The sequence below is a fragment of the Pragia fontium genome (genome assembly GCF_900638655.1).
Lineage (GTDB): Bacteria > Pseudomonadota > Gammaproteobacteria > Enterobacterales > Enterobacteriaceae > Pragia > Pragia fontium.
In genome coordinates, this window is the sequence record NZ_LR134531.1 from 39270 (window position 1) to 53286 (window position 14017).

At 47.3% G+C, this 14017-nt stretch carries 14 protein-coding genes; 7 read left to right on the forward strand and 7 right to left on the reverse strand.

Translation table 11 applies throughout. From position 1 onward, the window contains the following. The first annotated feature begins 88 nt into the window (after positions 1–88). Together EL341_RS00150 and lysM are read left to right on the forward strand one after the other, a co-directional pair. Complete coding sequence (locus tag EL341_RS00150) at positions 89–1378, forward strand: DUF3748 domain-containing protein (RefSeq protein ID WP_126466720.1); 1290 nt, start codon at positions 89–91, stop codon at positions 1376–1378. A gap of 138 nt (positions 1379–1516) precedes the next feature. Continuing rightward, the gene (gene lysM, locus EL341_RS00155) at positions 1517–1963 is read left to right on the forward strand and encodes a peptidoglycan-binding protein LysM (RefSeq protein ID WP_047779502.1); all 447 of its coding nucleotides are present in this window, start codon (positions 1517–1519) and stop codon (positions 1961–1963) included. A 175-nt stretch (positions 1964–2138) separates the two neighbouring features. On the opposite strand, the gene EL341_RS00160 is transcribed toward lysM, so the two are convergent. After that, positions 2139–2501, reverse strand: coding sequence for a YceK/YidQ family lipoprotein (locus EL341_RS00160; protein WP_074824771.1), 363 nt, complete (start codon positions 2499–2501; stop codon positions 2139–2141). Between the two features lie 303 nt (positions 2502–2804). Between EL341_RS00160 and ibpA the strand changes: the two genes are divergently transcribed. Next, positions 2805–3218 (forward strand): small heat shock chaperone IbpA, encoded by a 414-nt coding sequence (ibpA, locus tag EL341_RS00165; protein WP_047779504.1) that lies wholly within the window; start codon positions 2805–2807, stop codon positions 3216–3218. Positions 3219–3312: 94 nt separating this feature from the next. After that, on the forward strand, positions 3313–3738 hold the full coding sequence (gene ibpB / locus EL341_RS00170) for a small heat shock chaperone IbpB (protein ID WP_047779505.1): 426 nt from the start codon (positions 3313–3315) through the stop codon (positions 3736–3738). 268 nt (positions 3739–4006) lie between these two features. Here ibpB and EL341_RS00175 read toward each other — a convergent pair whose 3' ends face one another. The 6 genes from EL341_RS00175 to EL341_RS00200 form a co-directional block, all read right to left on the reverse strand. Further along, positions 4007–5257, reverse strand: a complete 1251-nt coding sequence (locus tag EL341_RS00175) for a valine--pyruvate transaminase (RefSeq protein WP_047779506.1) — start codon at positions 5255–5257, stop codon at positions 4007–4009. A 277-nt stretch (positions 5258–5534) separates the two neighbouring features. Then, the gene (gene ghrB / locus EL341_RS00180; protein ID WP_126466722.1) at positions 5535–6509 is read right to left on the reverse strand and encodes a glyoxylate/hydroxypyruvate reductase GhrB; all 975 of its coding nucleotides are present in this window, start codon (positions 6507–6509) and stop codon (positions 5535–5537) included. Positions 6510–6752: 243 nt separating this feature from the next. Continuing rightward, a complete protein-coding gene (locus tag EL341_RS00185) occupies positions 6753–7412 on the reverse strand; it encodes an OmpA family lipoprotein (RefSeq protein WP_047779508.1) in 660 nt (219 codons plus the stop codon). Positions 7413–7442: 30 nt separating this feature from the next. After that, a complete protein-coding gene (locus EL341_RS00190) occupies positions 7443–7709 on the reverse strand; it encodes a glycine zipper 2TM domain-containing protein (RefSeq protein ID WP_053007466.1) in 267 nt (88 codons plus the stop codon). 298 nt (positions 7710–8007) lie between these two features. After that, on the reverse strand, positions 8008–8457 hold the full coding sequence (locus EL341_RS00195) for an N-acetyltransferase (RefSeq protein WP_126466724.1): 450 nt from the start codon (positions 8455–8457) through the stop codon (positions 8008–8010). Further along, a complete protein-coding gene (locus EL341_RS00200; RefSeq protein ID WP_074824760.1) occupies positions 8454–9023 on the reverse strand; it encodes a DNA-3-methyladenine glycosylase I in 570 nt (189 codons plus the stop codon). The genes EL341_RS00195 and EL341_RS00200 overlap by 4 nt, the downstream gene beginning before the upstream one ends. A gap of 125 nt (positions 9024–9148) precedes the next feature. Here EL341_RS00200 and glyQ point away from each other — a divergent pair, with 125 nt between their 5' ends. From glyQ to EL341_RS00215, 3 genes are all read left to right on the forward strand, one after another. Next, positions 9149–10072, forward strand: a complete 924-nt coding sequence (gene glyQ, locus EL341_RS00205; protein ID WP_047779511.1) for a glycine--tRNA ligase subunit alpha — start codon at positions 9149–9151, stop codon at positions 10070–10072. A gap of 9 nt (positions 10073–10081) precedes the next feature. Then, positions 10082–12154 carry a glycine--tRNA ligase subunit beta gene (gene glyS, locus EL341_RS00210; RefSeq protein WP_047779512.1) on the forward strand — a complete coding sequence of 691 codons (2073 nt, stop codon included), beginning with the start codon at positions 10082–10084 and terminating at the stop codon, positions 12152–12154. Positions 12155–12466: 312 nt separating this feature from the next. Further along, on the forward strand, positions 12467–13939 hold the full coding sequence (locus tag EL341_RS00215) for a DASS family sodium-coupled anion symporter (protein WP_047779513.1): 1473 nt from the start codon (positions 12467–12469) through the stop codon (positions 13937–13939). Positions 13940–14017: the final 78 nt, after the last annotated feature.

A 14017-nucleotide genomic window follows, 5' to 3' on the forward strand; every position in this document is an offset into this window, starting at 1 on the left:
ACTACATTTATCGACAACTTTGCAGTGACAGCACGGTATTTATTTAGCAACATAAAGATTCATATCGGCGAACAGGTAGGAGCTCATTATGCGCGAGACAGAAAAACAAATTACCTATACGCCCTGCAACCACCAGTTAACCAATGTTAACGTTTGGACGCCGGACAGTCAGTGGTTGATTTATGATGTTCGACCTAGCGGTGCATCGTTCACCGGTCAGATGATTGAGCGGGTGAATATTGATACCTGTGAAGTTGAGATTATTTATCAGGCTGCGCCGCAGAATTATGTGGGCGTGGCAACGGTCAGTCCGGTAGAGCCGGTACGCTATGCGTTTATTCATAGCCCGGATAAGCCAAATGAACACTGGCACTATGATTTTCACCATCGCCGTGGCGTGATTGTTAGTGAGCCTCACTGCAAGCGAGCGGTTACTCTGGATGCGCTGGATATTACCCCGCCTTTTACGCCGGGAGCCTTACGCGGTGGCTCTCACGTTCATGTTTTCAGCCCGGACGGCAGCCGTCTGAGCTTTACCTATAACGACCATTTGATGCACGAATTGGGGCCTGAGTTCGATAGGCGCAATATTGGTGTGGCGGTGCCGCTGCATCCGGTCACCGTTGAAGCACAGCATCCTCAAGAATATAGCGGTAGCCATTTTTGTGTATTGGTGAGTTCAACGGTTGCGGCACCGGATACCGGCAGTGATGAAATCAGTCGCGCCTATGAGGAAGGTTGGGTTGGTACTCAAGGCTATGTGAAGTCCGATGGTTCAATCCAGCGCTGGGCGTTGGCCTTTATTGGCGATACTCGTGCAGAAGATGGGAGTAAGCTTTCTGAAGTATTTATCGTTGATTTACCAGAATCTCTTGATGATTACGCCAAACCCGGTGAGTACCCACTAACCGGAACCGAGCAAACCTTACCGGCACCTCCGGCTGGCGTCAGGCAGCGTCGTCTGACGTATACCGGAGATCGGCGTTATCCCGGTATTGCAACCACACCGCGCCATTGGATACGTAGTTCACCAGACGGCAGTAAAATAGCTTTTTTAATGAAAGATGAGTTTGATGTGGTTCAGGTGTGGCTGGTTGCGCCGGAAGGCGGCGAGCTAAAACAGGTTACTGATGGGGAATATTGCGTCGAGTCGGCTTTTAGTTGGAGTCCTGATGGGCGCAGTCTGGCTTTTGTGATGGATGGCAGTATCGCTATTTGTGATGTTAACAGCGGTGTAGTGACGCGTTTGACGGAGAAAAATATAAACCACCCTTCTCCGGATGCAGTCGTGTTTTCTCCTAACGGTGAATATATTGCTTATATGCGCGAAGTTGATGGTTTTATTCAATTATTTGTTACCGAAACCGAACTGGATTAGGGCAAAGTTAGAGATGTGTTATATCGTCAGCTATACTTATAACGGTGCTTAAAAATGTTTGTCACATCAAGATGATGTAAACGATAACAGACGTAACCGAGCGATCTTTAAACCATTTAATTGTTGTTGGAGAATATGATGGGAATGTTATTCAATTTTGTTAAGGAAGCCGGTGAAAAGCTGTGGGATAGTGTCTCTGGTAAACCAGAAGACAAGGCAGCGAAACTGAAACAGCATCTGGAGCAGGTGGGTTTACCGGGTGCGGATAAAGTCGATATTAAAGTTGAAGATGACAAAGTTATCGTTGGTGGTGAAGCCGCCGATCAGGAACTGAAAGAAAAGCTGATGGTGGTGTTAGGTAACGTTGCCACTATCGGTAAAGTAGAAGACCATTTGTCTGTAGCTCAGCCGTCTGAAGCCGGTAATTTCTATACCGTGAAGAAAGGCGATACTCTGAGTGCGATTGCCAAGTCTCAGTATGGTGATGCCAATAAATATATGCAGATTTTTGAAGCCAATAAACCGATGTTAAGCCATCCGGACAAAATCTATCCGGGACAGGTTCTGCGTATTCCGAAGCTTTAATCATATTTGATTGAAACTGAGTTAATAAACCCCGGCGGGTGATTTTTCATCCACCGGGGTTTTTCTTTATTTATCCGATGTAGAGTGTTGTGCTGAATGAGTAAAAGGCGCGGATAATTTCAGGCAGAAGCTTAATAATGGGATGGATAATTAGTCGGTTATAACGTTGAATTCATTAGTTAGCTTTTTTATTAGCCTTCGAATAACCCGATCCTTTCAACTGGCCTTTGGCTTTCTTTCTTTTATCTGATGCGGAAATTTTCTTGCGTGGTGATGGGCGGCTGTCGGTAGAACGATAGTAGTCATAAGGCAGTAAAACCGTATCCAGAACGGATGAGAACGGTAAATCAACAATGAGTAGGGTGCGCATCATCCAACCATTGTCACTGTCTTTAATCATCTCGATATCATTTGATGTACCGGGATAATAGCCTTCATAGGGTGCAACATGCGCCATCAGGCTGGAACAGCCAGTCAGTGCAAATATGGTAGTACAGGTGCAGATAGGCAATAAAGAACGCTTAACGCTGATTATCATTGTACGGTATCCACAAAACACACTATCAGGTGATTTCGACGGTAGATTATATCTTATTGATAAGTGTTATAGCACTCGCCTACCTAAATGAGAATAAGTAACCACAGATAAATAAAATATCGTTGTGGTTAAATTTAGTCATAAATTAAAAATTAGCCATTGAATGGCGGCGGAAAGTCCCCATTTATCTACTATAACCGGTAAAAATAACGCCGATAGGGTTATGCGGTTATATTCCATGAGTCTGTCCTTTGATGGAAGACGGTTTGATTCTCCTCGCTGATTAATTTAGGAGGCGTTGTTATGCGTAATTTTGATTTATCCCCACTGTATCGTTCCGCGATTGGTTTTGATCGTATGCTGAATACTCTGGAATCCGGCCAAAGCCAAAGTAATGGTGGCTATCCTCCTTATAACGTTGAACTAGTGGATGAACACCACTACCGCATTGCTATTGCTGTCGCGGGATTTGCTGAAAGTGAGCTCGACATCACCGCTCAACCAAACCTATTAATTGTTCGTGGGGCAAAACAACCCCAGGAGCAGGCAAAAACCTATCTCTATCAAGGTATCGCTGAACGTAACTTCGAGCGAAAATTTCAGTTGGCTGAACATATTCAGGTCGAAGGTGCTCATTTAGAGAATGGGTTGCTGTATATCGAGCTGGTGCGGATTATTCCGGAAGCTTCTAAACCTCGCCGAATCGAAATTAAATAATTTTCCGTGGCGATAACGCCGCGTAATACCAGCTATCTGCCTGCTCGCCGTAAAGGGGGCTGACATCACTCGCTTCAAAGAAGGAGTTATATTTATGGGTAACTATGATTTATCACCGCTATTTCGCCAGTGGATTGGGTTCGACAAACTGGCCAGTTCCATACAGGGCAACGCCGATGCCGGTTTCCCTCCGTACAATATAGAGAAAGGTGACGATAACCATTATCGTATTACCTTAGCATTAGCCGGATTTAAACAGGATAACCTGACAGTAGAATCCGAAGGCCAGCGCTTGACCGTACGCGGTAATCCAACCCAGATTGAGAAAGAGATCCAGTATTTGCATCAGGGCTTGGCCTGTAAGGCGTTTGAACTAAGCTTTACCCTAGCCGATCATATGTCGGTGACAGAGGCTAAATTTGAACTGGGGCTGTTGCATATTGATATCGTGCGTCAGGTGCCTGAATCTTTACAGGCTCAGCGTATTGCTATTGGTAAGCAGGGTGCTTTGGAGCAGTAATAATAGCTATCTGGTTTTTGATGGATACCAAAGACATTTAATCGGAGGGAGGGAATGGCGTGGGGGTCGTAGCAGCTTTAGCTGCCGGAGTGCCCGTAGCCATTCCAGGCCCGACGCACTCCGTTGCTGAGTACTGATGATCTTCCGGCTGGGTACCTAGATGATATTCGTACTAGGTTTCTACAGCCGGATAAGTTGGCCCGTCAGGGCGAGTCCCAGAGATGGGACGAGTAATATCCACAGAATTCAATTTGAAAAGTCTCGAACATTACCCTTCCCGATGAGCGCGCTCGATCTCTTCCGCTAAAATAGCGATACCGCGTTCAATCAGTTCTGGTTCTGGTACATAGTTCATCCGCATACACTGTTGGGTATGTGGCCATTCTTGTTCCAATCCGGGGAAGAAGTAGTGACCGGGCACCATCAAGACGCCGCGGGCTTTCAGACGCTGGTATAGCGTCTGGCAACTGATAGGCAGATCTTGAAACCATAACCAAAGGAAGATGGCGCCTTCAGGTTTGTGGATTAAACAACGCTCAGCAGGTAGATAACGGCGAATAATCTCTAAGGTTTGTTCCACCCGATGTTGGTAAAACGGCTGAATAACCTGCTTAGATAACTTCAGCAGATCGCCGCGTTTAATCATTTCCAGCACCAGCTCCGGCCCTATGCCGCCTGGGGATAGGCTGATAATCCCGTTCATATTGCTGAGAGCCTGAATGGTCTCTTCGTTAGCGATAACAATTCCGCAGCGAGAGCCGGGCAATCCTAACTTGGATAAGCTCATACACAGAATGGTATTTAAATTCCAAATCGGAGTGGCTTCGCTAAAGATAATGCTCGGGAATGGCACACCGTAGGCGTTATCAATAATCAGCGGAATACCCTTTTGATGGGCAATGGCGTCCAGACGCATGATTTCTTCGTCAGTGAGCACATTTCCGGTTGGGTTGGTTGGGCGGGAAACGCACATTACGCCAATATCGTCACCAATATGCAGATGATCGAAATCAACGTGGTATTTGAACATGCCATCCGGCAGCAGTTCGATCGTCGGTTTATAAGAAACCAAGAGATCGTCTTCAATACCGACGTCAGCATAGCCGATGTATTCTGGCGTTAACGGAAACAGTACTTTTTTGCACTGACCATCAGCCTGACGACCGGCAAACAGATTAAACAGATAGAAAAATGCGCTTTGGCTGCCGTTGGTCAGGGCAATGTTTTTGGCTTCAATCGGCCAACCAAATTCCTTGCTCAGCATGTCAGCCAACGCCGTCAGAAAGGTGTTTTTTCCCTGCGGGCCATCGTAGTTACACAGTGCATCGGTTAACTTCCCCTCTGCCAGCAGATCGGCACACAGGCGAGTGAAGTAGTCTTGCATGGCCGGAATTTTTGCTGGATTACCCCCACCAAGCATAATTGCGCCGGGAGTTCGCAGGCCGTCGTTTAAATCACCCATTAACTGAGTGATACCGGAGAAATGGGCAAATTTGTCGCCAAAAGCTGAGAATGTCATATCAAGGTATTGAAGTTATTGGTCAGGAAAATATAGCTGATTACGATACCGACAGATGGTAGTCGGTGCAACGATAGAATAAATGGCTCGATATGGTTTATATACTGTACCTGCCATTTTTTTTAGTGATATGTATTGGTTTATTGAGAATTTATTGTTCTATTTAGCATGTATTTATGAAAAATATTATTCCATTATGCTGTTCAGATTAATTTTTGCTGCCTGCTAGCCGCATTAACCGGCAATCGATGTTAATACGGCAATGATCCTGATTGATTTAATTCAGAATTTGAGGGTTTACACAGTTGCCTTCAATGCTGTCGCTCATTGCGGCGAGCAGATTATTGACCGCGGTTTCAGCCATGGCGTAGCGGGCTTCAAAAGTCGCGGAGCCAATATGCGGAACCGCCACCACGTTTGGCATGCTGAGTAGCGGTGAGTCAGGGGCGATCGGCTCTTTCTCAAATACATCTAAACCCGCACCGGCAATTTTTCCTTTCTTCAGGGCGTGAATTAACGCGGTTTCATCAACCACCGGACCGCGACCGGCATTGATAAAGAAGGCGGAGGGTTTCATCAGCGCCAGCCGTTCGGCGTTAATTAAATGATGAGTCTGGTCGTTGAGTGGCAGAATCAGGCAGACAAAGTCGGCGGTAGCCAATAGCTTATCCAACTCCATATGGATAGCATTAAAGCGGTCTTCTGCTTCGGTATTACGACTGCGGGTGTTATAAACGATTTTCATACCAAAACCAAAATGGGCACGTTGGGCTAGCGCGCTGCCAATCCGTCCCAGACCAATAATCCCCATGGTTTTATGGTGTACATCACAGCCAAACCAACTTTCATCTACGCTGGTGGTCCACTCTCCCGCTTTTACCCGTTCAGCGACATTAACAATGCGTCGGGCAGAGGCCAACACCAGCGCCATAATCGTATCGGCTACGGTATCCGTCAGGGCATCTGGCGTATGCATGAGTACAATTTTACGCTCTGTCAGCGTATTCACGTCAAAATTGTCATAGCCTGCGGAAATAGTAGAAATAGCTCTCAGTTTAGGTGCATGGTCCAGCAGGGCGCTATCGACATTAAGGCCGGAACCAATCATCCCTTCAGCGTGTTGCAGAGCCTGAATAAACTCAGCCCGATTGTTATCGTCAACGTTATCGAATGAGGTCACGGTAAAGCGTTTTTTCAATTTATCGAGAAGTTCTGATGGCAGAGCCTTATAGGCGACGATTGATGGCTTCATGTACTTTCCTCTGCGGTTGGGATAGTCAGTTATATGACAGTATCATAACTGATGGATAAATGATGACCGGTTTTAACCGATTGATGGGCTTGATTTTATAAAGAATGTTTTGAAGTAGATAGATAAAGAATATGCGTCGTTTGGCAGGCTGGTGCGTGTAAATTACGCAGAAAAAAGCCAGCGCGTTGATAGCGCTGGCTTTGAATAATCCACGTTCAGTTAATTATCTGACGATCAAACCCGTTACAGAGGACTCAATGTGATGGTCACACGACGGTTCTGAGCTTTGCCAGATGCTGTACTATTTGAGGCGATTGGCTGATCTGGACCAGCGCCTTGAGTACGAATACGGTTAGCACCAACGCCCTGAGTGATTAAGGCGCTAGCGACGCTATCAGCACGCTGTTGGGACAGGTTCATGTTCAACTGACGCGCGCCAGTGCTGTCGGTATGGCCAACAATGTTAACCGCAGTTTTAGAGTACTCTTTCAATACCATCGCTACACCGGTCAGCGTATTGGCACCAGCTGGTTTTAACGTACTGCTGCTGCTATCAAACGTCACGTTGTTTGGCATATTCAGGATAATCTGATCGCCATTACGGGTAACGCTAACGCCAGTACCGGCCATTTTTTCACGTAATTTGGCCTCCTGAACGTCCATATAGTAACCCGCTCCACCACCTAATGCGGCGCCAGCAGCGGCACCAATCAGGGCACCTTTACCACGGTCTTTCTTAGAAGATGATAATGCACCAACGCCGGCACCAACGATAGCGCCAAGGCCTGCTCCGATTCCCGCTTTACCTGCTTCTGATTCACCGGTATATGGGTTGGTGGTACAGCCAGATACTGCCAAAGTACCGCTCAGTACCACGGCTATGGCGATCATATACTTTTTCATACGCGTTCCTTAAATAATAACTGATTTGAGCTACTGATTACCCAGAACGGCTCCGGAAGCAGCACCAACCGCAGCACCTGCGGCAGCACCAATTAAGGCTCCCTTCTTATAGTCTTTGTGTGAAGAGGACAGTGCGCCAACGCCAGCGCCGACTACAGCACCTACGCCTGCTCCCACACCGACATTCGCCGCCTGATTATTATTGGTATTACTACCGCCATAAGGATTAGCACAACCAGCTAGTGTTAATGTTGAAGCGGTTACGATAGCAACTACAGCAATAAGTTTTTTCATCATCTGTACCTCATTGGATCGAACTTTTGATACAGCAGATTAAAGACCAATTTTGACAGAAAGGAAGTTTCTTTACGCAAATTTTTCACTTGCCGGACACTTCTTTAACAACCATAAACCTGCTGTTTACCATCGCTGAACATCGCGATGTTGCAATCATTCAGGAATGGCCTGAGTTTTAGTATAGCAGCAGGGGTAAGGTCTGTAGCGGTTATTGTTGGTCGTTATTTTATGCCTGTGGTGCTGCTAAAACCGTATATTGCGACAGGTTGTGGTTAAAAGAGTGGTGAAATTGTTCTAATTAATAAGCGAGTGCAGAGAGATCGGCTACCCACTGCATTATTAAGGTGATTTGCCCGGTTTCCGGATGCGGTTGCTCGCTAACAACCTGAAATCCCATGGCTAAATAGAATTGCAGGGCTGAGGTATTTTCTTGATATACCTCCAGTAACAGCTTGGGATAGACATCCTTAACCTGCTCAATCAGCGCCTTGCCAATACCCTGACCTTGTTGAGCTGAATCAACAAACAGCGCACCAATAAACTGCTGCTCCATGACGCTGATAAATCCACTAATTTTTTCGTTATGGCTATAAACCCAGGTGGTTGCATCGGGAATATAGACATTGCGAACCAGCGGCTCGCTTTCCAGCCAGTAGCTTGGTTCAATAAACGGGTGCGCTTCGATGGTGGTTGCCAGCCACAAAGCCATTAACGCATCGAGATCCTGTGGCTGATAAAGGCGAATCATGCTTGATTATCCGGGTGGCAGAAGCATTCAATCATATGATCGTTAATCAGACCCATGGATTGCATATAGGCATAGCAAATCGTGGTACCGACGAATTTAAAACCACGCTTTTTTAGTGACTTGGCCATGGCGTCAGATACCGGAGTTGATGTCGGGAAATCCTGCGGTTTTTTTAGCGACAGGTGATTGATAACCGGCTGATGATCGACGAAAGACCAGATAAACGCGGAGAAGTCATCGCCGTTTGCCTGCATCGTTAGATAGGCTTTGGCATTATTGATAATGGCTTCCAGCTTGCCCCGATGGCGAATCAGCCCAGCGTTTTGCATCAGGCGATCGACATCGTCACTGGTCATAGCGGCTACTTTTTCCGGGTCAAAATGATAAAAGCATTGGCGATAGGTTTCGCGTTTTTTCAGGACGGTGATCCATGATAAACCGGCCTGCTGCCCTTCAAGGCAGAGCTTTTCAAACAGTCTCTGGCTGTCGTAAACGGGCTTTCCCCATTCGTTATCATGGTAATCAATATAGAGTGGATCTTGATTTACCCAGCCGCAACGTTGCATATATTTCCCCTGAAATTTAAAAAATCCTACGCCCAGTATGGATTAGATCTGTATATCTAGTCGTCTATAGGTATACTAATCAGCTACATTATTTAAACCCACTAAATATCGCGCGCGGATCCAACATGCAGAAGTTCGATAATAAAACCTTTCAGGGATTAATCCTAACACTACAGGATTATTGGTCGCGTCAGGGCTGTACCATTGTCCAACCATTGGATATGGAAGTTGGTGCAGGTACCTCACACCCAATGACCTGTTTACGAGCCCTTGGGCCAGAGCCTATTGCGGCCGCATATGTACAGCCTTCACGTCGTCCGACGGATGGCCGCTATGGTGAGAACCCGAACCGCTTACAGCACTACTACCAGTTTCAGGTGATTATCAAGCCCTCTCCAGACAATATTCAGGAGCTGTATCTTGGCTCACTTAGAGAGTTGGGTTTGGATCCGACGGTGCATGATATTCGTTTTGTTGAAGATAACTGGGAAAACCCGACGCTGGGTGCCTGGGGTCTTGGCTGGGAAGTTTGGCTTAACGGAATGGAAGTTACTCAGTTTACTTATTTCCAACAGGTTGGTGGTTTGGAATGTAAACCAGTAACCGGCGAGATCACCTACGGTCTTGAGCGTCTGGCCATGTATATTCAGGGCGTTGATAGCGTTTATGATTTAGTTTGGAGCGACGGTCCTTTCGGTAAAACGACTTACGGTGATATTTATCATCAGAATGAGGTGGAGCAGTCTACCTATAACTTTGAATATGCCGATACCGACTTCTTGTTCACCTGCTTTGAGCAGTATGAAAAAGAAGCCCAGAAGCTACTGGCTCTGGAAACGCCGCTGCCGCTACCGGCTTATGAGCGTATTTTGAAAGCGGCGCACAGCTTTAACCTGCTGGATGCCCGTAAAGCGATCTCCGTGACCGAACGTCAACGCTATATTCTGCGTATTCGTACGTTAACCAAGGCGGTAGCCGAAGCGTATTATGCTTCTCGTGAGGCTTTAGGTTTCCCGATGTGTCACTCTTCAGATAAGAAAAAAGGTTAAGAGAACGCCATGACTCAACAAACTTTCCTTGTGGAAATCGGCACGGAAGAGCTGCCACCGAAGGCGCTTCGTTCTCTGGCCGAATCTTTTGCTGCAAACTTTACAGCGGAACTGGATAGCGCCAATCTGACTCACGGTGGTGTGGAATGGTTTGCTGCACCGCGCCGTTTAGCGTTAAAAGTGTTTGCTTTAAGTAATTCTCAACCGGATCGCGAAGTTGAAAAACGCGGGCCGGCTATCGCTCAGGCATTTGATGCGCAGGGTAATCCAAGTAAAGCGGCTGAAGGTTGGGCGCGCGGCTGTGGTATTACCGTGGATCAGGCTGAGCGCATGGTGACTGATAAAGGCGAGTGGTTATTATATCGCGCTCAGGTTAAAGGCCTGCCGGTGCAGGAATTACTGGCGAATTTGGTTGCTCAGTCACTAGCTAAGTTACCGATTCCTAAGCCAATGCGCTGGGGTGATAAAGAGACTCAGTTTATCCGCCCGGTTCACACCGTGACGATGTTATACGGCAGCGAATTGATTGCCGGAACTATTCTGGGCATCCCGTCTGCACGTACTATCCGCGGCCATCGTTTTATGGGCGAAGCGGAATTTACGATTGATAGTGCCGATCTGTATCCAACGATTCTGAAAGAGCGCGGCAAAGTTATCGCCGATTACGAAACCCGTAAACTACTGATCAAGCGCGATGCTGAAGCGGCAGCCGCTAAGTTGGGTGGTATTGCTGACATTAGCGAAAGTTTGCTGGAAGAAGTGACCTCTTTGGTGGAATGGCCGGTGGTGTTAACCGCCAAGTTTGAAGAAAAATTCCTGGCCGTACCATCAGAAGCACTGGTACACACCATGAAAGGGGATCAGAAGTATTTCCCAGTGTACGATGCTCAGGGTCGCCTGATGCCGAATTTTATCTTTGTTACCAATATTGAATCTAAAGATCCGCAACAGATTATTTCCGGTAACGAGAAGGTGGTTCGCCCACGTTTGGCGGATGCCGAATTCTTCTTTAATACTGACCGTAAACTGCGACTAGAAGATCGTTTACCGCGTTTGGAAACCGTACTGTTCCAGCAGCAGTTGGGTTCCCTACGTGAGAAAACCGATCGTATCCAGACGCTGGCTGGTTGGATTGCCGGCCAAATTGGCGCGGATGTAAATAAAGCGACCCGTGCGGGCTTGTTATCTAAATGTGACCTGATGACCAATATGGTCTTCGAGTTCACTGATACTCAGGGCGTTATGGGGATGCACTATGCTCGTTTCGACGGCGAAGATGAAGACGTTGCGGTTGCGCTGAACGAGCAGTATATGCCGCGCTTTGCCGGTGATAATCTGCCTGATTCTCTGGTGGCTTGTGCGGTAGCGATTGCCGATAAGATGGATACCTTAGCCGGTATTTTCGGCATCGGCCAGAATCCGAAAGGGGATAAAGACCCGTTCGCTTTACGCCGTGCTGCCTTAGGCGTTCTGCGTATTATCGTTGAGAAAAATCTGCCGCTAGATCTGGCAACGTTAACTGAAGAAGCGGTTCGCCTGTATGGCAACAAGCTGACCAATACCAACGTTGTTAATGATGTGGTTGAGTTTATGCTGGGCCGTTTCCGTGCATGGTATCAGGATGTTGGTTTCAGCATTGACGTTATCCTGTCTGTGCTGGCGCGTCGTCCAACTAAACCAGCGGACTTCGATGCTCGCGTGAAGGCGGTTTCCCATTTCCGTTCTCTGGATGCGGCCGCATCATTGGCGGAAGCCAATAAGCGCGTCTCGAATATTCTGTCTAAGTCTGAAGATAAGCCGCATGAGAAAACCAATGTTGCGTTATTGAGAGAGCCGGCAGAAATTCATTTGGCCACTCATGTGGCGGTTCTGCGCGATAAGTTGCAGCCTCTGTTTGAGGAAGGTCGCTATCAAGAAGCGTTAGTTGAGCTGGCAGACCTACGTGAATATGTCGATGCCTTCTTTGATAAAGTGATGGTCATGGACAAAGACGATGCACTGAGGGTTAATCGCCTGACGTTGCTGAGTGAGCTTCGTGAACTTTTCCTGAAAGTAGCGGATATCTCCCTGCTTAACGGTTAGTCATTTTGTGATAAAAACAGGCGCCAGTCTTTAACTGAGATGGCGCCTGTTTTTTTTGTCTTTTTTAGTTATCCGCAGCACGTTTTTAACGACGTGAACTGTTTTCTGTTAGTAAAAACAGTATGCTGACTCGATCGGGCATATCACGGGATATTGGTATGGTACTCGGTTTGTTTTTACCGGGCGTTCGGCGATTTACCCATTTGAAAGCAGCCTGTATTTGCTAGGTGAATAGATTAAAGGCACGTTTTGCCTCCGCTTATCTCTCTTGTTTCAGGGATACCGATTTTGTTTGGAAGAGTGGAAAGTGTTATGGATAGAATGACTCCGTTGAAACCTGTTCCTTCCCTGATGGCGATTGCCATCACATTGCTAATCTGGTTTGTTATTCCAGTACCGGAAGGGGTTACGCCAAATGCATGGCATTTATTAGCGCTGTTTGTTGGCACCATTGTCGCGATCATTGGCAAAGCTATGCCGATCGGGGCGATCTCAATTGTTGCTATTGCGCTGGTGGCGGTCACTGGCGTTACGAATCCTGGCAAGCCTGGGGCCGCTCTGAATGATGCATTGAGTGGTTTTTCCAATCAGCTTATTTGGCTGATCGGTATTTCGATCATGGTATCGCAAAGCCTGAGTAAAACCGGTTTGGGTGCGCGTATTGGTTACTATTTTATTTCTCTGTTTGGTAAAAAAACCTTAGGCATTGCCTATGCGCTGGCTATCGCTGAAACCACTTTGGCTCCGGTCACGCCGAGTAACACCGCGCGCGGCGGCGGCATTATCCATCCGATTATGCGTTCTATCGCCGATAGTTTTAATTCCAAGCCGGAGCCCGGCTCGACGGAGAAGATCGGCCGTTATTTATCGCTGGTTAATTACAATATTAACCCTATCACCTCGGCGATGTTTATTACCGCAACTGCACCTAACCCGCTGATAGTCAATCTGATTATGAAAGGCACCGATTCAACTTTTGAGCTGACTTGGGGCATGTGGGCCATTGCTGCGCTGGTTCCGGCGATTATTTCGCTAATTATGGTGCCGTTGGTCATTTATTGGCTTTATCCACCGGAAATTAAAAGCACGCCGAATGCCCCGGGCTTTGCCAGAGAAAAACTGAGCGAACTGGGGCCGATTTCCCTGCCAGAGAAAATTACGTTGGCGGTATTTGGTTTACTGTTGCTGATGTGGGCCGGCATTCCCGCTTTCTTCTTAGGTGATGGCTGGGCGGTTAATCCAACCACGGCAGCATTTATTGGCTTATCGGTGCTGTTAATGACGGGCGTATTAAGCTGGGACGACTTATTAAAAAATAAAGGAGCCTGGGATACGGTGGTTTGGTTTGCCGCACTGGTTATGATGGCGACTTTCCTTGGTAAGCTGGGTTTAATTAGCTGGCTTTCTCAGACCGTTGGTGGCGCGATTGATCATTTAGGCATCGGTTGGATTGGCGGCACGATTCTGCTGGTTCTGGTTTATGTCTATTCCCATTACTTCTTTGCCAGTACCACTGCGCACATTACCGCCATGTTTGCGGCCTTCTTTGCCGCCGGTTTGGCGTTAGGTGCACCTCCTGCGTTATTGGCCTTGATTCTGGCGTTCTCCTCTTCACTGATGATGTCGCTGACCCACTATGGCACCGGCACCGCGCCGATTATCTTTGGCTCAGGCTATGCAACGCTGGCGGAATGGTGGAAAACTGGATTTGTACTGAGCGTGGTTAACCTGATTATTTGGATCACTATCGGCGGCCTGTGGTGGAAATGGTTAGGCTATTGGTGAGTCTGATTTTATCTTTTGCACTTTTATTATTGAGCGCTTGAATTCAGCCACCTTCGCTAATAAGGCAGTACGTTTAGC

What these genes read in the sequence shown, in the direction of transcription:
- EL341_RS00150 (WP_126466720.1), top strand. Translation starts at nt 89, where the DNA reads ATGCGCGAGACAGAAAAACAAATTACCTATACGCCCTGCAACCACCAG.
- lysM (WP_047779502.1), top strand. Translation starts at nt 1,517, where the DNA reads ATGGGAATGTTATTCAATTTTGTTAAGGAAGCCGGTGAAAAGCTGTGG.
- EL341_RS00160 (WP_074824771.1), bottom strand. Translation starts at nt 2,501, where the DNA reads ATGATAATCAGCGTTAAGCGTTCTTTATTGCCTATCTGCACCTGTACT.
- ibpA (WP_047779504.1), top strand. Translation starts at nt 2,805, where the DNA reads ATGCGTAATTTTGATTTATCCCCACTGTATCGTTCCGCGATTGGTTTT.
- ibpB (WP_047779505.1), top strand. Translation starts at nt 3,313, where the DNA reads ATGGGTAACTATGATTTATCACCGCTATTTCGCCAGTGGATTGGGTTC.
- EL341_RS00175 (WP_047779506.1), bottom strand. Translation starts at nt 5,257, where the DNA reads ATGACATTCTCAGCTTTTGGCGACAAATTTGCCCATTTCTCCGGTATC.
- ghrB (WP_126466722.1), bottom strand. Translation starts at nt 6,509, where the DNA reads ATGAAGCCATCAATCGTCGCCTATAAGGCTCTGCCATCAGAACTTCTC.
- EL341_RS00185 (WP_047779508.1), bottom strand. Translation starts at nt 7,412, where the DNA reads ATGAAAAAGTATATGATCGCCATAGCCGTGGTACTGAGCGGTACTTTG.
- EL341_RS00190 (WP_053007466.1), bottom strand. Translation starts at nt 7,709, where the DNA reads ATGATGAAAAAACTTATTGCTGTAGTTGCTATCGTAACCGCTTCAACA.
- EL341_RS00195 (WP_126466724.1), bottom strand. Translation starts at nt 8,457, where the DNA reads ATGATTCGCCTTTATCAGCCACAGGATCTCGATGCGTTAATGGCTTTG.
- EL341_RS00200 (WP_074824760.1), bottom strand. Translation starts at nt 9,023, where the DNA reads ATGCAACGTTGCGGCTGGGTAAATCAAGATCCACTCTATATTGATTAC.
- glyQ (WP_047779511.1), top strand. Translation starts at nt 9,149, where the DNA reads ATGCAGAAGTTCGATAATAAAACCTTTCAGGGATTAATCCTAACACTA.
- glyS (WP_047779512.1), top strand. Translation starts at nt 10,082, where the DNA reads ATGACTCAACAAACTTTCCTTGTGGAAATCGGCACGGAAGAGCTGCCA.
- EL341_RS00215 (WP_047779513.1), top strand. Translation starts at nt 12,467, where the DNA reads ATGGATAGAATGACTCCGTTGAAACCTGTTCCTTCCCTGATGGCGATT.